The sequence below is a fragment of the Kribbella sp. NPDC002412 genome (genome assembly GCF_053592935.1).
Map to the genome: position 1 here is coordinate 47,328 of NZ_JBSFBL010000033.1, position 19,366 is coordinate 66,693.

At 69.5% G+C, this 19,366-nt stretch carries 14 protein-coding genes; 10 read left to right on the forward strand and 4 right to left on the reverse strand.

Translation table 11 applies throughout. The features are described from left to right. Positions 1–194 precede the first annotated feature (194 nt). The 4 genes from ACWCOV_RS25110 to ACWCOV_RS25125 are packed head-to-tail and all read left to right on the forward strand — an operon-like array spanning position 195 to position 4,049. Positions 195–1,133, forward strand: coding sequence for a TIM barrel protein (locus ACWCOV_RS25110; protein WP_449831740.1), 939 nt, complete (start codon positions 195–197; stop codon positions 1,131–1,133). Next, a complete protein-coding gene (locus tag ACWCOV_RS25115) occupies positions 1,130–2,113 on the forward strand; it encodes a Gfo/Idh/MocA family protein (RefSeq protein WP_449831741.1) in 984 nt (327 codons plus the stop codon). Before ACWCOV_RS25110 ends, ACWCOV_RS25115 begins: the two co-directional genes overlap by 4 nt. Continuing rightward, positions 2,110–2,976: a sugar phosphate isomerase/epimerase family protein gene (locus ACWCOV_RS25120; RefSeq protein ID WP_449831742.1), complete on the forward strand. Its 867-nt coding sequence runs from the start codon at positions 2,110–2,112 to the stop codon at positions 2,974–2,976. The genes ACWCOV_RS25115 and ACWCOV_RS25120 overlap by 4 nt, the downstream gene beginning before the upstream one ends. Positions 2,977–2,996: 20 nt before the next feature. Continuing rightward, the gene (locus ACWCOV_RS25125; RefSeq protein WP_449831743.1) at positions 2,997–4,049 is read left to right on the forward strand and encodes a LacI family DNA-binding transcriptional regulator; all 1,053 of its coding nucleotides are present in this window, start codon (positions 2,997–2,999) and stop codon (positions 4,047–4,049) included. 283 nt (positions 4,050–4,332) lie between these two features. Here the strand turns inward: ACWCOV_RS25125 and ACWCOV_RS25130 are convergent, their stop codons facing one another. After that, on the reverse strand, positions 4,333–5,271 hold the full coding sequence (locus tag ACWCOV_RS25130) for an HAD family hydrolase (protein ID WP_449831744.1): 939 nt from the start codon (positions 5,269–5,271) through the stop codon (positions 4,333–4,335). A 218-nt stretch (positions 5,272–5,489) separates the two neighbouring features. Here ACWCOV_RS25130 and ACWCOV_RS25135 point away from each other — a divergent pair, with 218 nt between their 5' ends. Next, positions 5,490–7,847 carry an arylsulfatase gene (locus tag ACWCOV_RS25135; protein WP_449831745.1) on the forward strand — a complete coding sequence of 786 codons (2,358 nt, stop codon included), beginning with the start codon at positions 5,490–5,492 and terminating at the stop codon, positions 7,845–7,847. An 8-nt stretch (positions 7,848–7,855) separates the two neighbouring features. Here the strand turns inward: ACWCOV_RS25135 and ACWCOV_RS25140 are convergent, their stop codons facing one another. Both ACWCOV_RS25140 and ACWCOV_RS25145 read right to left on the reverse strand, forming a co-directional pair. Then, positions 7,856–9,556, reverse strand: coding sequence for a SulP family inorganic anion transporter (locus ACWCOV_RS25140; protein WP_449831746.1), 1,701 nt, complete (start codon positions 9,554–9,556; stop codon positions 7,856–7,858). A 1-nt stretch (position 9,557) separates the two neighbouring features. Further along, positions 9,558–10,913, reverse strand: coding sequence for a chloride channel protein (locus ACWCOV_RS25145; RefSeq protein WP_449831747.1), 1,356 nt, complete (start codon positions 10,911–10,913; stop codon positions 9,558–9,560). A gap of 199 nt (positions 10,914–11,112) precedes the next feature. Here ACWCOV_RS25145 and ACWCOV_RS25150 point away from each other — a divergent pair, with 199 nt between their 5' ends. After that, positions 11,113–12,144 carry an LLM class flavin-dependent oxidoreductase gene (locus ACWCOV_RS25150; protein WP_449831748.1) on the forward strand — a complete coding sequence of 344 codons (1,032 nt, stop codon included), beginning with the start codon at positions 11,113–11,115 and terminating at the stop codon, positions 12,142–12,144. A 5-nt stretch (positions 12,145–12,149) separates the two neighbouring features. Further along, a complete protein-coding gene (locus ACWCOV_RS25155; protein ID WP_449831787.1) occupies positions 12,150–12,827 on the forward strand; it encodes an NADPH-dependent F420 reductase in 678 nt (225 codons plus the stop codon). A gap of 14 nt (positions 12,828–12,841) precedes the next feature. Here ACWCOV_RS25155 and ACWCOV_RS25160 read toward each other — a convergent pair whose 3' ends face one another. Further along, a complete protein-coding gene (locus tag ACWCOV_RS25160; RefSeq protein WP_449831749.1) occupies positions 12,842–13,516 on the reverse strand; it encodes a VOC family protein in 675 nt (224 codons plus the stop codon). A gap of 358 nt (positions 13,517–13,874) precedes the next feature. On the opposite strand from ACWCOV_RS25160, the gene ACWCOV_RS25165 reads away from it, so the two are divergent. The 3 genes from ACWCOV_RS25165 to ACWCOV_RS25175 all read left to right on the forward strand — a co-directional run bounded on the left by ACWCOV_RS25165 (position 13,875) and on the right by ACWCOV_RS25175 (position 19,359). Further along, positions 13,875–15,791, forward strand: a complete 1,917-nt coding sequence (locus ACWCOV_RS25165; RefSeq protein ID WP_449831750.1) for an acyl-CoA dehydrogenase family protein — start codon at positions 13,875–13,877, stop codon at positions 15,789–15,791. Between the two features lie 192 nt (positions 15,792–15,983). Further along, the gene (locus tag ACWCOV_RS25170) at positions 15,984–18,038 is read left to right on the forward strand and encodes a HelD family protein (RefSeq protein ID WP_449831751.1); all 2,055 of its coding nucleotides are present in this window, start codon (positions 15,984–15,986) and stop codon (positions 18,036–18,038) included. A gap of 49 nt (positions 18,039–18,087) precedes the next feature. Further along, positions 18,088–19,359 (forward strand): hypothetical protein, encoded by a 1,272-nt coding sequence (locus tag ACWCOV_RS25175; RefSeq protein WP_449831752.1) that lies wholly within the window; start codon positions 18,088–18,090, stop codon positions 19,357–19,359. Positions 19,360–19,366 lie beyond the last annotated feature (7 nt).

Sequence of the window (19,366 nt, forward strand, 5' to 3'; positions counted from 1 at the left end):
GGTGCTCCCCGGAAGTGCTGGTGGACTGTGTCATGGCGTACCTTCCGTTCCGCTACTAGCACGTGCTAGGCGTGGTGTGGTCCGAGACACTAGGTCGGGCCCAGGGGTGCGTCAAGAGCTCGCGCCGCAAAGGATTAGCACGTGCTAGGCAATGACCTCTTGACAGGACTAGCACGTGCTAGTTCTCATGAGGTGTGACCAACCTTTCCAAGCTCCGCCTCGGGACGGCGCCCGACTCCTGGGGCGTGTGGTTCGCCGCCGACCCGCACCAGGTGACCTGGGACGTCTACCTCGACGAGATCGCCGCCGTCGGCTACGTCCACACCGAGCTCGGTCCGCAGGGCTTCCTGCCGCAGGACCCCGAACAGCTGAAGGACGAGCTGGCCGAGCGCAGCCTGTCCGTCTGCGGCGGCACCGTCTTCGCGGCCCTGCACCAGGGCGCCGACGCGTTGCGGAAGGCGAAGGCCGACTTCGGCCGCGAAGCCAGGCTGCTCGCGGCCCTCGGCGCCGGGTACCTGGTGCATCTCCCGGAGCAGTACACCGACATGCGCACCGGCGCGGCGACCCAGGATGCCGCGATCGACCCGGACCAGTGGAAGAACCTGGTCACCGGCACCGACGAGTTGGCCAGGTACCTCTTCGAGTCGTACGGCGTGAGGCTCGTCTTCCACCCGCACGTCGACACCCACGTCGACACCCAGCAGCGGATCGAGCGGTTCCTGGCCGACACCGACCCGGAGCTGGTGAACCTCTGTCTGGACACCGGTCACGTCGCCTACTGCGAAGGCGACAATCTCGAGATCATCGAGCGCTTCCCCGAGCGCATCACCTACGTCCACCTCAAGTCGGTCGACCCGACGGTCCGGGCTCGTGCCCTGGCCGAGAACCTGCCGCTCGCGGAGGCCGTCAAGCTCGGCGTGATGTGCGAGCCGCCGTACGGCGAACCCGACATGCCGCCGCTGCTCGAGGCGCTCGGCCGCCTGGACCGCGATGTCTTCTGCGTCATCGAGCAGGACCTCTACCCGGTCGAGCCGCACATCCCGCTTCCGATCGGGGCCCGCACGGCCGGCTACTACGTCGGCTGCGGTCTCGGCCCGGTCCGCCGCTGGCCCTACGACCAGGAGCAGTCATGACCATCGACCTCGGAGTCGTCGGCACCGGCATGATCGGTACGTCGCACATCCGCCGGATCACCGACTCGCTCTCGGGCGCCCGGATCACGGCTGTGACCGACGCGGATCTCGCCTTGGCTAAGCAGGTCGCCGATCACCTGCCGGACGCCGAGGTGTTCGACACCGGTCAGGCGCTGATCGGGTCCGACCGCGTCGACGCCGTACTCGTCACCTCGTGGGGGCCGACGCACGAGGAGTTCGTGCTCGACGCGATCGCGGCCGGCAAGCCGGTGTTCTGCGAGAAGCCGCTCGCAACCACCGCCGAGGCGTGCCGGCGCATCATCGCCGCCGAGGTCGCGGCGGGTCGTCGGCTCGTCCAGGTCGGGTTCATGCGCCGGTACGATGCGGCGTACCGGCAGCTCAAGGCGGAGATCGAGTCGGGGGAACTCGGTGCTCCACTCATCTACTACTCGGCGCACCGCAACCCGGTGGTGCCGAGCAGCTACACCCGCGAGATGGCGATCGTCGACACCGCCGTCCACGACTTCGATGTCGCCCGCTGGTTGCTCGGCGAGGAGTTGGTCGCGATCCGCGTCGTACCGGCGAAGCCGAACAGCCTCGGCGACGGTCTCCAGGATCCGCTGCTGATGATCGTGGAGACCCAGACCGGCGTGCTGGTGAACGTCGAGACCAGCGTCAACATCCGCTACGGGTACGACATCCGCGGCGAGGCCGTGGGGGAGAAGGGAACGGCGACGCTCGAGCGTCCGGAGCGGGTGCCGGCCGACTGGCGGGAGCGGTTCACTGCTGCCTTCGACACCGAACTGCAGGAGTGGATCGACACCATCGCATCCGGCACAGAGCCCACTGGGCCGTCGTCCTGGGACGGCTACGCGGCCACGGTGGTCTGCGACGCAGGCGTGCAGTCCCTGGACACCCTCGACCGGGTGCCCGTCGTCCTCGGCGCCAAGCCGGCGCTCTACGAAAGGTCCGCGCGATGAAGATTGCCCTCGACCCGTACATGTTCCGTACGACGCCGCTGCTCGAGCTGCCCGGTCTCGTCGCGGACCTGGGCTACGAGTACATCGAGCTGTCCCCGAGGGACGACTTCACCCCGTTCTTCCTGCACCCACGGGCCAACGACTCGACCGTGAGCGCGTTCAAGAAGGCACTCGACGCGGCCGGGGTGCAGGTCGCCTGCCATCTGCCGCTGTATCGGTGGTCCGGCCCCGACGAAGAGGAACGCCAGGCCGCGGTCCGGTACTGGAAGCGCGCAATCCAACTGACCGTCGACTTGGACTGCCGGGTGATGAACTCGGAGTTCAACGGCCGCCCCGAACAGGCGTCGCGCAGCGAGGGCATGTTCTGGAAGTCGCTGGAGGAGCTGCTGCCCGTCTTCGAGCGCGAAGGGGTGGAGCTGCGGTTGGAGCCGCACCCGGACGACTTCGTCGAGGACGGGCTGGTGGCGGTGGACATGATCCGCGGGATCAACTCACCGCTGGTCAGCTTCTTGTACTGCGCCCCGCACACCTTCCACATGGGCGGCAACATGGTCGAGATCATGCGCTACGCCGGCCCGCTGCTGACACACCTGCATCTCGCGGACTCCTTCGACCACACGGCGTCGTCCGGGCTGCGCTACATCGTCAACCCGCCGGGCTCGACCGCCCGGGTCCACCAGCACCTCGACATCGGGCAGGGCGAGGTCGACTGGGACACCTTCTTCAGCACGCTCGGCGAGCTCGGCTTCGGCGAGCGCGAGGACACGATCATGACGTCGTGCGTGTTCGCCTGGGAGGACCGGGCCCGCGACTCGGCGACGTACATGCGCGAGACGATCGCGAAATACGTCGGCGCCTGGTGATCGCAGGTTAGCCTTCACCGATGAGCGAAGGAGATCCGATGGAGGCGCGCCGCCCGCCTACCATGGCCGACATCGCGGCCCACGTCGGCGTCTCCCGGCAGCTCGTCTCGCTGGTGCTGCGTGACGCCCCAGGTGCGAGTGCGGAGACGCGGCGGCGGGTCCGCGATGCCGCGAAGGAGCTCGGGTTCAGCCCGCACGTGGGCGCGCGGTCGCTGCGGCGCGCCCGCAGCAAGGACCTCGGCGTCATCTTCGCGCCCGCGCACTCGACCGAGCCGGAGATCGTCGAAGCGATCTACCCGGCGGCCGCCGCACGCGGGTACGACGTCATCCTCAGCGCGCAGACCTCGACGCACAGCACGGACCAGGCCGTCGACGAGCTGCTCGGCCACCGCTGCGCAGCCCTGATCGTCATCGGCTCGAACCTGGACCACGCCGGCCTCCGATCGCTCGCCGAACGCAGCCTCGTGCCCGTGGTCGACCTCGGCCAGGGCAAGCGCAACCAGTACTACGACATCGTCCGATCCTCAGGAGACAAGGGAATCGAGGAGCTGGTCGACCACCTGGCGGAGCTGGGCCATCGCGGGATCACCTACGTGGATCCGTCCGCGATGCCGCCGGGCGCGCTGCGTCGCCGTGGGTACCAGCGCGCGATGAAGCGCCTCGGCCTGCCCACCGACATCCTCTCGATGCCCGGCGACTACACGGCGGGCAACTACTTCGAGGAGGCCGGATCGTCCGCCGCGCACCAGCTCCTCCGGCGACGCAAGCTTCCGACGGCCGTGGTCGCTCCGAACGACGACACCGCCGTCGGTCTGCTCCACACGCTCGTCCGCAACGGGGTCCGCGTCCCGGACGACGTGTCCGTGGCCGGCTTCGACGACGCCCCGATCGCGCGGTTGACCTCGGTGGATCTGACCAGCGTGCGCCAGGACCCCGGACTGATGGGCGTGTCCGCGGTCGAGGCCGCCGTACGGCGGGTTGAGCAGGCCGACGTCCGTCCGCGGGAAACCGTCGTCGAGACGTCGCTCGTGATCCGGAGCAGCACTGCTGCGCCGCGGCGCAGCAAAGGTTAGCGGGCCGGCCGAAATCTAGAGCACGTACGAGAGCAGCGTGATGCTGTGCGGCGGCAAGTCGTAGCCGTCGACCGGCACGTTGACCGTCCCGCGGTCGCGGTCGCGGTCACGTCGAGGTCGGGGATGGTCGCCGTACGGGTCTGGAAACCGCCGCTGTGGTCGCGCTCGTCACCTTGCCGAACGGCGGTCAGCCGGCTGGGGGACCGTACGTCGGCCGCGAGTGCGACCGGGCCGAGGTGGTTCTGGTAGAGGTCCCCGCGTCAGCAGCTTCTAGCCGGAGGTCTCAGGTCTCGTCGGCGAACACGGTCGCCCAGTCGTTCTTGATGCTGACGACGGTCCAGCCCCGCGCCGAGGCTCGTTCGAGCGCTTGCTCCGCGCCCGACGTGTACTCGAACTCCCGCTCGGGGTCGTCGTGCAGCACCAGCAGCCGTAGGTAAGGCCTGTCCTCATGCTGGGTGTAGTCGAGCATCGGGACGTCTCCGTTGGAGTTGCCGGCCGCGAGCACCGGGCGTCGTCCGGTCCGCGACCAGATCCGCACGGGCTTCTCCGGACCGTCGTCGAGGTAGTCGGCCGCGGCCGCCCGCATGATCGTGCCCCCGCGCTCGTCCGGCGTGTAGACGAGCGCCGTACTGCTGCCGATCACTCGCTCGCTCGGTACTGCGTACAGTTCCTGACTGATCGGCCGCATGAAGTCCCGCCCGCCGCCGGAGGCGATGTAGTTCGCGAAGCCGTTGTCCGCCAGGTAGGCAAGGAGCTCGACCATCGGCGCGTAGGCGCAGCCGAGGTAGCCGCGACCGAGGGTGGGATGGCGGGCGGTACGGAGAAACTGCTCGGCCCGTGCCGCGAAATTCTCGACACTGATTCCGCCGAACGCTGCCAGGACGCCTGCAGCCAGCGTCCCGACGTTCGTGTCGTCGCCGGCGTAGTGCTCGGCCATCACCGTGCCGAACCAGCCGTAGTCCTGCTCGTAGGCGGCTTTCCAGGGCTGGCGTTCCCGCAGGTCGGGGTCGCCGGCCGCCATCTCGCCGAGGCGACGCAGGATGAAGTCGAGCTGGATCGGCATCGGCTTCTCGCACCAGAGTGTGCCGTCGTTGTCGAAGACGGCCACCCGCTCCGCCATCGGCACCGCCGGTCCGGAGCCTTCGCCGCCGGCTCGCCGGACGAAGTCGACGATGTCGTGCTTGCTCTGGCCGTCGTTCCAGCTGGGCAATGGATCAGGCATCTGCGGACCTCCGATCGCGCGACGTGGCAAGGATCGCGTCACCGCGGTCGGGCGCGCCTCATCCGTCGGGCATGATCCTCGGGTGGACCGAAGGCTTCCGGACCCTCGATCATCCGCTGCGGGGGAGGCGTGGCAGGCGCCGAATCGACCAGCTTTGGCGAAACGAGCCCGGTGGAGCGAGTGCCCCCGGGAGGCCGTCGATCCCGAAGGAGCCGATCATGGGCGAGCCGTTCAGGGGCGTGATCAACACCGACATCCGAGACTCGGTGCCGGACTGGTCGCCGTTCGAGCCGCCGAAGGCACCCCAGGGGGCGCCGAGCGTGCTGTACATCGTGCTCGACGACGTGGGCTTCTCGGCCATGGGTTGCTACGGCGGTCCGATCCCGACGCCGAACATCGAACGGATCGCCGGCGCCGGGGTGCGGTACACGCAGTGGCACACCACCGCGCTGTGTTCACCGACGCGCTCGTGCCTGCTGACCGGCCGTAACCACACCCGTAACGGCATGGCGTGCATCACCGAGTGCGCCAGTGGGTTCCCCAACGCCAACGGGGTGATCCCGCCCGAGAACGGCCAGATCCAGGAGATCCTCGGCGCCCGGGGCTGGAACACCTACATGGTCGGCAAGTGGCACCTGTGCCCGGAGGCCGAGATGAACCTCGCCTCCTCGCGACGCAACTGGCCGAGCGGCCGTGGGTTCGAGCGGTGGTACGGGTTCCTGGGGGCCGAGACGAACCAGTGGTACCCGGACCTGATCTACGACAACCACCCCGTCGACCCGCCGCGCTCGCCCGAGCAGGGCTATCACCTGACCGAGGACATCACCGACAAGGCGCTGGAGTTCATCAAGGACGCCAAGGTGATGGCCCCGGACAAGCCGTTCTTCCTGTACTACGCGCCGGGCGCCTGCCACGCTCCCCACCACGCGCCGAAGGAGTGGATCGATCGCTTCAGGGGACAGTTCGACATGGGCTACGAGGTCCTGCGGGAGCAGACCCTCGCTCGTCAGAAGGAGATGGGCGTCGTCCCGCCGGACACCACGCTGCCGCCGCTGAACCCGATCGGGACGCCCGAGACCCGCACCGGCCCCACCGGTCAGCCCTACCCGGCCCTCGACTACACCCGGTCGTGGGACTCGCTGTCGGCCGAGGAGCAGCGCCTGTTCAGCCGGATGGCAGAGGTGTACGCCGGCTTCCTGGCCCACACCGACGCGCAGATCGGCCGGTTGCTGGACTACCTCGAGGAGACCGAACAGAGCGAGAACACGATGATCATCGTGGTCTCCGACAACGGTGCCAGTGGCGAGGGCGGGCCCAACGGGTCGGTCAACGAGAACAAGATCGCCAACGGGATCCCGGACGACCTGCAGGAGAACCTCGCCAAGGTCGACCAGCTCGGCAGCCCGTCGACGTACAACCATTACCCCAACGGCTGGGCGATGGCGTTCAACACGCCGTTCAAGATGTGGAAGCGCTACGAGTTCGAGGGCGGCTCCTCAGACCCGTGCATCATCTCCTGGCCGCAGGGCATCGAGGCCAGGGGCGAGATCCGCGAGCAGTACCACCACGCGATCGACCTGGTCCCGACGATCCTCGACGTGCTCGGTGTCGAAGCGCCCGCGACCATCGCCGGCCACCAGCAGAGCCACTTCGACGGCATCAGCATGCGCTACAGCTTCGACAGCGCGTCGCTGCCCAGCGCACGCCAGACGCAGTTCTACTCGATGCTCGGCTCACGCGGCATCTGGCACCAGGGCTGGAAGGCGGTCACAACCCACCCGACCATTGCCGGCTGGGGCGACTACGCCAGGGACACGTGGGAGCTCTACCACACCGACGTCGATCGCTCCGAGGTCCACGACCTTGCCGCCGAGGAACCCGAGCGCCTGGGCGAGCTGATCAACCTCTGGCATGCGGAGGCCGGCAGCAACGGCGGCTTCCCGCTGGACGACCGTTCCGCGCTGGAGCTCCTCACGACGCCGCGACCGCTGCTCGCGCCGCCTCGGAACCGCTACATCTACTACCCGGGCGTCGCCGAGGTGCCGGAGTCCCAGGCGGTCAGCATCCGCAACCGCTCGTACGCGATCGCCGCGCGCGTAGACATCTCCGCGCCCGGGGCGCAGGGCGTGCTGTTCGCGCACGGCTCGCGCTTCGGCGGCCACGCCCTCTACGTCAAGGACAACCGGCTGCACTACGTCTACAGCTTCGTCGGGAGTCTCGAGCAGAAGATCGTCGCATCAGAGGACGTGCCGACCGGGGAGGACGTGATTCTGTCCGCCGCCTTCGAGAAAGACGCCGAGGACCCGCCCGGCGTCGCGGTCGGCACGCTGTCGCTGTACCACGGCGACGTCAAGGTCGGCGAGGGCCGCATCAAGACCCAGCCGGGCAAGTTCTCGATCGCCGGCGACGGCTTGTGCGTCGGACGCGACGGCAGCGACCCGGTGACCCAGGACTACCCCGGCGGTGCGCCGTGGTCGTTCACCGGTGGCACGATCAAGCGCGTGGCCATCGACGTCAGCGGCGAGCCCTACGTCGACCTGGAGCGCGAGGCCGTGGCGATGATGTCACGCGAGTAGCGACGACCTCACCGCTGGCTGCGCGCCGCGGGCACCGGGCCCGGGTCGGCGCGGTAGGCGCTGAAGACTGCCTCGAGGGTTGGGAAGATGCTGTCTTCGCCGATCGCGTCGAGAGTGCCGTACGCGCGCAGGGTCGACAGCAGTTGGGTGTCCGGCCGGACGAGGACGAAGCGGGCGTTGCGCGCCCGGGCGTAGTTGACGAGGTTGGCGAGGGTCACGCCGGCCGAGTAGTCGATGTCGTCGATTGCGCCGCAGTCCAGCGCCACCCAGCGGACGGGGTCGGGAGCCGCGGAGATCACCGACTCGAGGTGGTCGGCGAAGCGGTTGGCGTTGGCGTAGAACAGCTCCGCGTCGTAGCGGAAGATCACCAGCCCGGGAAGGCTTTGCGCGCCCGGCTTGGCCGGCAGGTAGGTCGGCTCGCCGCCCTGGTCCTGACCGATCACGTAGTCACCCGGTGTGTACTGCCGCCGGACGAGGTCGAGCAGGGACAGTACGACGGCGAGGATGATGCCCTGCTCGACGCCGACCGCGAAGACGGTGACCGCGGTGATCACAGCGACCACGAACTCGTCGCGGCGTCGCCGCCACAGCTGCTTCAGGCCGGGTACGTCGATCAGGCTGAGGCCGATCAGGAAGACGATCCCGGCGAGCACCGCGGTGGGCATGTCGGCCAGCAACCCGGTGAAGAACACCGTGAAGAGCAGGACGGCGGCCGCCATCGTCAGGTTGGCGAGCTGGGTGCGGCCCTTCTGCTCGTCGAGGATCTGCGTCTTGGTCGGGCTGCCGTTGACCACGAAGGTGCCGCTGAGGCCGGCGGCGATGCTGGCGCCGCTGAGCCCCACGATGTCCCGGTTGATGTCGACGGAGTCTCCGTGCTTGAACGCGAAGCTGCGGGAGGTGGCGGCGCTCTGGGCGATGATGAGCACGAAGCAGGACACTGCGGTCGGCAGCACCTTGCCGATGTCCGACCAGGAGATGCCCGACGGCAGCCCGATCGGCGGGAAGCCGCCCTGGACGGCGCCCACCACGGCCACGCCGTGCGTGTCCGCGGCGGTCAGAGCGGAGATGGCGGTCAGCAGGACCACGGCGACGATGGCACCCGGCACCACCGGGATGAAACGCTTGAAGATCTGGATGATCACGATCGTGGCCAGCCCGAAGGCGAACGTGCCGAGCTCGATCGAGGACAGCGAGGAGATCCAGTGCCACTGCTGTTCGAACCAGTTGCCCTTGCCCTTCGGGATGCCGAGCAGGTCCGGGATCTGCCCGGAGAACACCTGGATGCCGACGCCGGTGAGGAATCCGATCAGCACTGACGCGCTCAGGAAGTCCCCGATGAAGCCCAGCCGCAGCAGGCGCGCCACGATCAGCAGCGCACCGCAGACCAGCGCCGTCAGGCCGGCCAGGCCGAGCCAGTCGGGCGATCCGGGCGTGACTCCGGCGATGCCCAGACCGGTCAGGCCGGCAGCGAGGACCGCGGCCGTGGCGGAGTCCGCGCCCACGACGAGCAGCCGTGAGGAGCCCAGCAGGGCGAACAGCACGACAGGGAAGATGACGGTGTACAGGCCGGTCACGATCGGCGTGCCGGCGATGGACGTGTAGCCCATCACCTCCGGAATCGCCACCGCCGACAGGGTCAGACCGGCGACGATGTCGCGGGCCAGCCAGGCTCGTTGGTAGCCACGCAGCGGCTCGGGGATCAGACTCATGTCATCGTCCGGGTGCGCTCGCCGGTGCGGGCTTCTGGGCCGGCCGTTGCGCCGGCGCCGGCAGCATGTTGGTGACGACGAAAGCGACCGCTACCGCGACCACGACCTGCGGCGTCACCACCAGGCCGTCCGCACCGAGCAACAGGGTGGCCAGCAGCGTCGAGGTCAGGGGCAGCCGTAGCATCGCGGCGGACATGGCCCCGATGCCCATTCCGATCGCCGGCGCGAGGCTCATGCCGGGCAACGCGTTCGCGGCGATGCCCAGCACTGCGCCGATGAACATCGCGGGAAAGACCGGTCCGCCCCGGAACGCGCTCAGCGAGAGCCCGTACGCGACCGTCTTGCAGACGGTGAGCAGGATCAGGACGCCGAGCGAGTAGTCCGTGGCGTTCTCGACCAGTTCGGGCAGGGCGTCCTGGCCGGAGAACAGGACCTGGGTGAAGCTGTTGCCGGAGATCAGCTGGTAGGCCATCGCGGTCAGGCCGATGACGAGGCCGAGACACCCCGTGACCAGCACCCTGGACACGTGCACGACTGGGCGCAACGTCAGCCCGATCCAGCGGATCAGCCAGCCCAGCAGTGCCCCGGCAGCACCCATGACCAGCGCCCAGGCCATCGTCGCCACCGTCGGCTCCACCGCCGGCGGCACCGAGGTGAGGGACAGCGAGAAGGTGCCGAGTCCCGTCCAGTTGTCCAGACCGACGAAGACCAGCGCGCCGACGCCGGAGGCCAGCAGTCCGGGCAGCGCCACCAGGCTCAGCGTCGCACCTCCGATGCCGGCGGCCTCCATGATCAGGAACGCGCCGAGGACAGGGGAGCCGAGCAGCGTGCTGATCGCCGCGAAGCTGCCGGCCGACGCCATGATCGTCAGCGCCATCGGTGGCGCGTCCTTCCGGAGCAGGTGCACGGTCAGCGCCGCAAGGCCACCGCCGATCGCGATCAGTGGAGCTTCGGGGCCGAGGACCGCGCCGAGACTGAGCGTGGTGAAGGCGGCCAGGACGATGCCGGGGAGCTCGCGGTCAGGCGTCGGACCCCCACCGGCATGGAAGCCGAAGGCGGGCGAGTGACCGCCGTTGCCGGGCAGGTACCGGATGGTCGCCCCGGTCAGCACTCCACAGAGCACCAGCCAGGGCACCGGCCACCACGCCGGGACACCCCCGGTGAAGATCGACTGCGGAAGATCGACGAACAAGGCCTCCTGGATCGCGCTGACCAGGGCCAGGAAGCCGTACGCGACGGCCGAGATCGGAATCCCGAGGATCGCGGCCAGCACGAGCGCCGCCAGGTACGCCTTCGAACGGATGACCGCGGCCGGGTCCTTCAGCTCGGGCGCTGCGGTGCGTTGCGAGTCGGTCATCGGACGCGGGCACTGGTCGGCACGACGGTCTCCTCTCGTAACGCCCCCACCATCAGGGTCCGGGCCGCCCGGCCGCATCGTCCGGGCCGGATGAGCGACCCACTCCGAACGCGCCGGCCGATCCCAGGAATGGACCCGCCGACTTCCGTGTTGACATGTCAACCTAGACTATTCGGGTGACAGGACAGGAGATGGGTTCATGACGGACGTCGTGTTCGGCCTCGACACCTTCGGCGACATCCCGGAGGACGACGCCGGCGTTCCGGTGACGGACGCGGCCGCGATCCGGCAGGTGGTCGAGGAGGCGGTGCTGGCCGATGAGCTCGGCGTGGACGCGATCGCGCTCGGCGAGCACCACCGCCCGGAGTACTCGATCTCGACGCCGGAGACGGTGCTGGCCGGGATCGCGTCCCGGACCTCGCGGATCAAGCTCGGGTCCGGCGTGACCGTGCTCAGCTCGGACGACCCGGTGCGGGTGTACCAGCGGTTCGCGACCGTGGACGCGCTGTCCAACGGCCGGGCCGAGGTCATCCTGGGCCGCGGTTCGTTCACCGAGTCCTTCCCGCTGTTCGGCTACGACCTCAAGGACTACGACGTCCTGTTCGAGGAGAAGCTGCAGCTGTTCGTCGAGCTGCTCGACGAGAAGCCGGTGACCTGGAGCGGGACCACGCGGGCCGCGCTGGAAAACGCCGACGTCTACCCGAAGACCGAGTCCGGTCGCCTGACCACGTGGGTCGGCGTCGGCGGGTCACCGCAGTCCGTCGTGCGTACGGCGTACTACGGCCTGCCGCTGATGCTGGCGATCATCGGGGGAGCGCCGGACCGGTTCGCGCCGTACCTGGATCTGTACCGGCGGGCGGCCGAGCAGTACGGCACGGTCGCGCACCCGGTCGGGATGCACTCGCCGGGCTTCATCGCCGACACCGACGAGGACGCGAAGGAGCTGTTCTGGCCCCGGTACAAGGTGATGCGGGACCGGATCGGCGCGCTCCGCGGCTGGCCGCCGGTCAAGCGGCAGGAGTTCGACTCCGAGGTCGCGCACGGGTCCATGTACGTCGGCTCGCCGGAGACCGTGGCCCGCCGGATCGCCGGCGCCATCCAGCGGCTCGGCGTCGGACGGTTCGACCTGATCTACACCGCCGGCCAGCTGCCGGTCAGCGCGCGGCTGAAGGCGGTCGAGCTGTACGGCGAGAAGGTCGTCCCACTGGTCCGCGACATCCTGGCCGGGTGACCCGAATGCCGACCATCGCCATCCTCGGCGCCGGGAAGCTCGGCACCGTGCTCGCCCGGCTCGCGGTCGCGGCCGGGTACCGGGTGCTGATCGCCGGCTCGGGTGAGGTGTCGAAGATCGCGCTGATCGTCGAGATCGTCACGCCGGGCGCGGTCGCCACCACCTCGGCCGAGGCGGTCGCGCAGGCCGACGTCGTCGTCCTGGCACTGCCCCTGGGCAAGTACCGCACGATCCCGGCCGAGGCGCTGCGTGGCAAGCTGGTGATCGACGCGATGAACTACTGGTGGGAGATCGACGGCGTCCGCGACGACCTGACCGACCCGCGCACGTCGTCCAGCGAGACCGTGCAGGCGTTCCTGCCCGAGTCGCGCGTGGTCAAGGCGTTCAACCACATGGGTTACCACGACCTCGAGGACGGCGCCCGGCCCGCCGGATCCCCGGACCGCAAGGCGATCGCGATCGCCGGTGCACCCGCCGACGCCGCCGCGGTGGCAGCGATCGTCGACGCGCTCGGCTTCGACCCGGTCGTCGCCGGTCCGCTGGCCGAGGGCATGCGTCTCGAACCCGGCACCGAGCTGTTCGGCGCGAACGTCGACGCGGCCGAGGTCCAGGCCATGCTGGATCGTTTCCCCGGCACAGATCGCGGCCGGCTGGTCACCGAGGCCCGCACCGACGCCGCGTAGGTGCAGGCACGGGTTCACCCGTGCAATCCACGGATGAACCTCAGCTGGTTGCCGTCCGGGTCGCGTACGTCGCTGCCCGGGTCGGTCACTTCGAGGCCGAGGTGGCTGACCGGTGTGCCGGCGGTCGGCAGCAGCTTCACGGCGTCGCCGCCGAACCGGAAGTAGACCGCGTCGTCGGGCTGATCGGGCGTCCAGCGTTCCATGCCGAGGTGGTCGCCGTAGAACTCGATCGCCGCGTCGAGATCGGGTGCGGACAAGGCGACGTACGACAGCCGCCGTACCGGACCTGAGGTGATCGGCGGCACCCGGAACTCCTCCGCACGCTGGAGAAGCTCGATGCGGACGCCGTTCGGGTCGGAGAGGAACGCGAGCCGTCCCTGCCCGCTGCCCGCGACTCTCGGCGCGGACAGCTCGCCGTACCCGGCGTCGATCAGCCGCGCGTAGTCGCCGTCCAGGTCGTCGGTCATGAAGCCGACGTGGTTCAGCCCGTACGTCGCATCCGGGTCAGGATCCCGGTTGTGCAGGAGCTCCACCAGGCCGGTCGCGATCTGGATGTGCACCCGGTCGACGTTCGCACTCGCCATGAACAGCCGGTCCACCACCTCAGCTCCGACTGTCTCGCCGTAGAACGCCAGACTCGCGTCCAGGTCCCGGATCCGCCCACCGACATGGTTCAGCTCATAGATCACCAGCTGATCATGGCAAACGCTTACCGGAAGCTGTCAAGGAATGGCCGCGGGTACTTGAGGACCATCGTCCAGCAGTGGGCGGATGAACAGGAGGCTCTCCCGGAGGCGACCATGATCTCGGTCGGCGGCGTCGACACCTACTACGACTACAACGAACAGTGCTGGAAATATCGGCGGCTTGGCGGCGGTCGCGTGCACAGGCAACCCGCCTGCCCGGCGCCCTCCGATCGCGCGAAGGAGCGTGACGCCGAGCCGGAGGCCGGTCGTCGGGACCTGGCCACATCGAGCGGTTCCCCTGGAGCTACTTCCGGGTAAGACTGGTGGGTAGTGTGCGCGCCCCAGCCAGGAGGGATGTGGCATGACCACCCACGTCAGTGAGCGCGAGGCCCGGAAGGTCGCGGAAGCTGCCCGCGAGACCGAGTGGACCAGGCCGAGTTTCGCGAAGAAGCTGTACCTCGGCGATTTCGACCTGTCGCTCGTCCACCCGCATCCACGGCCCGCCGCGGACGACGTCACCCGCGGCGAGGAGTTCCTCGGCCGGCTCCGCGCGTACTGCGAGACCCTCGACGGACTGCTGATCGAACGCGAGTCCAAGGTCCCGGACGAGTACCTGCAGGGGTTCGCCGAGCTGGGTGTGTTCGGCATCAAGATCCCGAGGGAGTACGGCGGCCTCGGGCTGTCGGCGTCGTACTACGGCGGAGCGCTGATGCTGGTCTCGTCCGTGCACCCCAGCCTCGGCGCGCTGGTTTCCGCGCACCAGTCCATCGGCGTCCCCGAGCCGGTGAAGATGTTCGGCACCGACGAGCAGAAGCAGCGGTTCCTGCCGCGGTGCGCGGCCGGCGCGGTGACGGCCTTCCTGCTCACCGAGCCCGACGTCGGCTCGGACCCGGCGCGACTGGGGTCGACCGCGACGCCGACCGAGGACGGCGAGGCCTATCTGCTGGACGGCGTGAAGCTGTGGACCACGAACGGCGTGATCGCCGAGCTCGTCGTGGTGATGGCCCGAGTGCCGGCGCACGACGGCGGCAAGGGCGGTATCAGCGCCTTCGTGGTCGAGACGGACTCACCGGGGATCGCGGTCGAGAACCGCAACGCGTTCATGGGGCTGCGCGGGATCGAGAACGGCGTCACCCGCTTCCACCAGGTCCGGGTGCCGGTCGAGAATCGGCTGGGGCGCGAGGGCGCGGGCCTGAAGATCGCCCTCACCACGCTGAACACCGGCCGGTTGTCCATCCCGGCGACCTGTACGGCGGCCGCCAAGTGGTGCCTGAAGATCGCGCGCGAGTGGTCGGCGGAGCGGGTGCAATGGGGACGGCCGATCGGCAAGCACGCGGCGGTGGCGGAGAAGATCTCGTTCATCGCGGCGACCACGTTCGCCCTGGAATCCGTGCTCGACCTGTCGGCGCAACTGGCCGACGCGGGCAGCAAGGACATCCGGATCGAGGCCGCGCTGGCGAAGCTGTGGTCCAGTGAGATGGCGTGGAAGATCGCCGACGAACTGGTGCAGATCCGTGGCGGGCGGGGGTACGAGAGTGCTGACTCGCTGGCCGCGCGGGGCGAGCGCGCCGTACCGGCGGAGCAGATCCTGCGGGACCTGCGGATCAACCGGATCTTCGAGGGCTCGACCGAGATCATGCACCTGCTGATCGCCCGGGAGGCGGTCGACGCGCACCTGGCCGCGGCCGGTGACCTCGCGTCGGCGGACGCCAACCTGCAGGCCAAGGCCCGGGCCGCGGTGAGCGCAAGCGGGTTCTACGCGAAGTGGCTGCCACAGTTGGCAGTCGGCAAGGGCGCAGTACCCACGTCGTATGCCGAGTTCGGTCCGCTCGCCAAGCATCTGCGGTACGTCGAACGGTCGTCGCGGAAGCTCGCGCGGCAGACGTTCTACGGGATGGGCCGGTGGCAGGCGAAGCTCGAGTACCACCAGGGGTTCCTGGCCAGGATCGTGGACATCGGCGCCGAGCTGTTCGCGATGGCCGCGTCCTGCTCGCGGGCCGCGATGCTCCGCGCGGACGACCCGTCACGCGGCGAGCCGGCGTACGAGCTGGCCGAGGCGTTCTGCGAGCAGGCCCGCCTCCGCGTCGAGCACCTCTTCGACCAACTGTGGAACAACACCGACAGCGCCGACCGCCGGCTGGCCCAGCGCGTCCTCGACGGCGCCCACACCTGGCTCGAGGACGGCATCCTCGACCAGTCCGAAGGCACCGGCCCCTGGATCGCCCAGTGGGAGGCTGGGGAGTCCAAGGCAACCAACGTCGCCCGCCGCTACCGCTGACCCACGTCTCTGCGCGCAGCGCCTGGGCGGATATTCGGTGGCGGGGTGGTTGGGGTGGTGGTAACTTGCTGGGCTTCTCGGTGGCTTGTGTTGTGAAGGATCGCAACGAACCGGATGGATCCGGGGCGGGACCCTGTTGATCGCCGCCAGTCCGTCGTTCGTCGACCTGCACCCACGAGACGAGGCTTCCCGATGGTCGAACCCGCACTGATCCCGCCCGCTGAGCTCGAGGCCGAGCGTGCCTTCCTGGCCGAGGCCCGCGCCGCGCTGGCCCGCATGCACCGGGACGTGGCCACCCGCGACGTCCCGATGATCGGGGGTGAGGACAACGACGAGCGCTTCACCAACGAGGCCAACACCCGCGCGCACGAGCGGCGCACCCTCGCCTTGGTCGACATGCCGGATGTGCCGCTGTTCTTCGGCCGGCTCGACTACGAGCACGGCGCGATCGAGGAGCTGGACCGGTTCTACATCGGCCGCCGGCATGTGCACGACGGCACCGGCGCCCCGCTGGTGATCGACTGGCGGGCGCGGGTCTCGGTGCCGTTCTACCGGGCCACGCGCAGCGACCGCCAGCGCGTCCTGATGCGCCGCCGCTACGGCTTCTCCGACACCGCGGAGCTGACCGGGTTTGAGGACGAGCCGCTGATCGGCGCCGCCGAGTCCGGCCAGGCCGACGCCTTCCTGCGGGCCGAGATCGAGCGCCCGCGCACCGGCCCGATGCGCGACATCGTGGCCACGATCCAGCCCGAGCAGGACGACCTCGTCCGCGCGCCGCTGCACCCGAGCGTCTGCGTCCAGGGCGCGCCCGGCACCGGCAAGACCGCGGTCGGCCTGCACCGCGTCGCGTACCTGCTCTACACCGAGCGGGAGCGCCTGAGCCGCGGTGGCGTCGTGATCGTCGGACCGAACCGCTCGTTCCTGTCCTACATCCGCAAGGTCCTGCCCGCGCTCGGCGAGGTCGACGTACGCCAGATCACCATCGACGAGCTGATCAACGTGCCGGCCGCCGCATCCGACGAGCCGGAGGCCGCGCGGGTCAAGGGCGACGTCCGAATGGCGCGCGTGCTGCACCGCGCCTTGTGGTCGTACGTCGGTAAGCCGGCAGCCGGGATCCTGTACAGCAAGGGATCCCAGCGCTACCGCGTGCACGACTACGAGGCTGAGGAGATCGTCGCCGCGCTCCGCGAGTCGACCCGCTACGCACCCGGCCGAGCTGCCCTCGCGCAGCGAATCGCCCACGCTGTTCTGGTGTTGATGGAACGCCGTGGGGAGTCGCCGGACGACCGGGTGCAGAACGCCGTGGCCCGCTCGAAGCCGGTGAAAGAGCTGGTCGACGCGGTCTGGCCGCGCGTCGCGCCCGAGCAGGTGCTGCACCGGCTGTTCTCCGACGCCGACTTCCTGGCCCAAGCGGCCGGTGCCGACTTGACGGACGACGAACACCAGGCCCTCTTGTGGAGCAAGGCTCCGCGGTCCTGGAAGTCGGCGAAGTGGTCGGCCGCCGACACGATCCTGCTCGACGAGCTCGACGACCTGATCGAACGCCGGACCGGATCACTCGGCCACCTCGTCCTGGACGAGGCGCAGGACCTCTCGGCGATGCAGCTGCGGGCGCTGGGCCGCCGTTGCCGCACCGGCTCGGCGACCGTGCTCGGCGATCTCGCCCAGGCGACCACCCCGTGGGCCGCGGGCTCCTGGGACCGGGTGCTCGGTCACCTCGAGAAGCCGGACGGCGTCGTGGCCGAGCTCGACCGCGGTTTCCGGGTGCCGGATCAGATCATCGACTTCGCCGCGAAGCTGTTGCCGCAGATCGCGCCGACGCTCGGCATCCCGAGCGGCGTCCGGGCGGTCACCAATGCGCTGAGCATCGTCGCGACCGACGAAGACTCGTTGCCGGAGGCACTCATCGCCTCGTGCCGGAGCGCGCTGGCCGGCGAGGGCTCGGTCGCCGTGATCGCCGCCGACGATCAGGTCGAAGCCCTGCGCGACGCACTGGCCGCGGCCGGACTCGAGCCGGGGCTGCTCGGCGAGGCCGAGGACACGATGGACACCGCGCGGCTGGTCTGCGTCCCGGCCACGCTCGCGAAGGGCCTGGAGTTCGACGCGGTCGTCGTGGCCGAGCCGGCCCGGATCGTCGCCGCCGAACCACGCGGGCTGCACCGGCTGTACGTCGTACTGACACGCGCCGTCAGCCGCCTCCAGATCGTGCACGCGGCGCCGCTGCCGACGGCCTTGGCGCAGTCCTGAGGACCTCCGCGCGGCTATCCTCCGAACCGGGGTCACCAAGGAGGTGGACGTGAGCGCAGGGTCGATCGTCGTCCTGTTCCTGCTGCTGCTGGTCGCGGCAGGAATCGTCGTGGGCATTGTCGCGCTCGTGCGCCGGCAGCAGTACATCAAGTCGCTGCGGGCGCGAGGCTGGACGTTCGTGAACAGCCCGGCGTTCGACTCCATCGCCCGGCTCGGCAACCCGCCGTTCGGGATCGGCTTCAACCGGCGGCCGGACGACCAGATCCTCGGCCGCACCGGCTCGGGCCGGCTGTTCCAGGTGATCGAGTACAAGTCCGACCACTGGTCGGGCTGGGTCGGCATGGTCACGCTCTCCAGGCGGCTGCCGGAGCTGTGGATCACCGGAGGCACGACGCAACCGCGGTTCGGTGTCGAGGCGACCGCGGTCCCGGCCCCGCCGCAACTGGGTCCGGGGTGGCAGGTCGGCGTACTCGATCCGGCGTTTGCCTCGGAGGCGTTGACTCCGCAGGTGTGCGAGCGGCTGGCCGCGTTGGCCGCCGGCCGGCCCGGCGTGAACCTCAGCATCGACGCCGACCAGTTGGTCGTCCTGGACCCGCCGCGCAAGGACCCCGAGCTGCTCGCGCCCTGGCTTGACCAGCTCGCCACTGTCGCCGACGCGATCGACGCAGCGCTGCTGGACCGCTGGATCATCCCCGAGCCGCCGCAGCGGCTGACCTTTTACCACCACCCGGACTGGTACTGGGTCGGCGAGGACGACAGCCTGCTGAACCTCCCGCCGGTCACCCAGTCCGGTCACGGCCACAGCACGAGTGAGGTGATCCGGGGCCGCGACGGGAACGGGCCGCCGTTCGTCGCGTTCACGCACCACTGGAAGACCACGCGCACCGAGACCTACACCGACAGCGAGGGCCGGACCCAGACCCGGACCGTCACCGAGAACCACAGCGAACCGATCCTCGGGTTCCAGCTGCCGCTGGTGATGCCCTGGCTGGAGGTCAACCGCCGGGGCTGGGGGCGCGGGATCAGCTTCGAGTCCGAGGCGTTCAACGAGAAGTTCGCGGTCACCGCCCAGGACCTGAAGTTCGCGTACGACGTGATCCACCCACGCCAGATGGAGTACCTGATGGCGAACCCGCCCACCCCGTTCCGGATGGCCGACGGCTGGGTCTGGTTCTCACCCGGTCAGCACAGCCACCTGGTGATCGCGCACTGCTCGGCCTTCCTGAACGGCTTCCTCACCCGCATCCCGCGCTTCGTCTACCGCAACCTCGGCCTCCCCGAACACCCCTACCCGGCCCTCGCCCCGGCGCCGGGTGCGTAGTTGCTGC

Coding starts and splice junctions, on each gene's coding strand:
- ACWCOV_RS25140 (WP_449831746.1), bottom strand. CDS start 9,556: ATGAGTCTGATCCCCGAGCCGCTGCGTGGCTACCAACGAGCCTGGCTG.
- ACWCOV_RS25155 (WP_449831787.1), top strand. CDS start 12,150: ATGCCGACCATCGCCATCCTCGGCGCCGGGAAGCTCGGCACCGTGCTC.
- ACWCOV_RS25125 (WP_449831743.1), top strand. CDS start 2,997: ATGAGCGAAGGAGATCCGATGGAGGCGCGCCGCCCGCCTACCATGGCC.
- ACWCOV_RS25165 (WP_449831750.1), top strand. CDS start 13,875: ATGACCACCCACGTCAGTGAGCGCGAGGCCCGGAAGGTCGCGGAAGCT.
- ACWCOV_RS25145 (WP_449831747.1), bottom strand. CDS start 10,913: ATGACCGACTCGCAACGCACCGCAGCGCCCGAGCTGAAGGACCCGGCC.
- ACWCOV_RS25115 (WP_449831741.1), top strand. CDS start 1,130: ATGACCATCGACCTCGGAGTCGTCGGCACCGGCATGATCGGTACGTCG.
- ACWCOV_RS25150 (WP_449831748.1), top strand. CDS start 11,113: ATGACGGACGTCGTGTTCGGCCTCGACACCTTCGGCGACATCCCGGAG.
- ACWCOV_RS25120 (WP_449831742.1), top strand. CDS start 2,110: ATGAAGATTGCCCTCGACCCGTACATGTTCCGTACGACGCCGCTGCTC.
- ACWCOV_RS25135 (WP_449831745.1), top strand. CDS start 5,490: ATGGGCGAGCCGTTCAGGGGCGTGATCAACACCGACATCCGAGACTCG.
- ACWCOV_RS25130 (WP_449831744.1), bottom strand. CDS start 5,271: ATGCCTGATCCATTGCCCAGCTGGAACGACGGCCAGAGCAAGCACGAC.
- ACWCOV_RS25170 (WP_449831751.1), top strand. CDS start 15,984: ATGGTCGAACCCGCACTGATCCCGCCCGCTGAGCTCGAGGCCGAGCGT.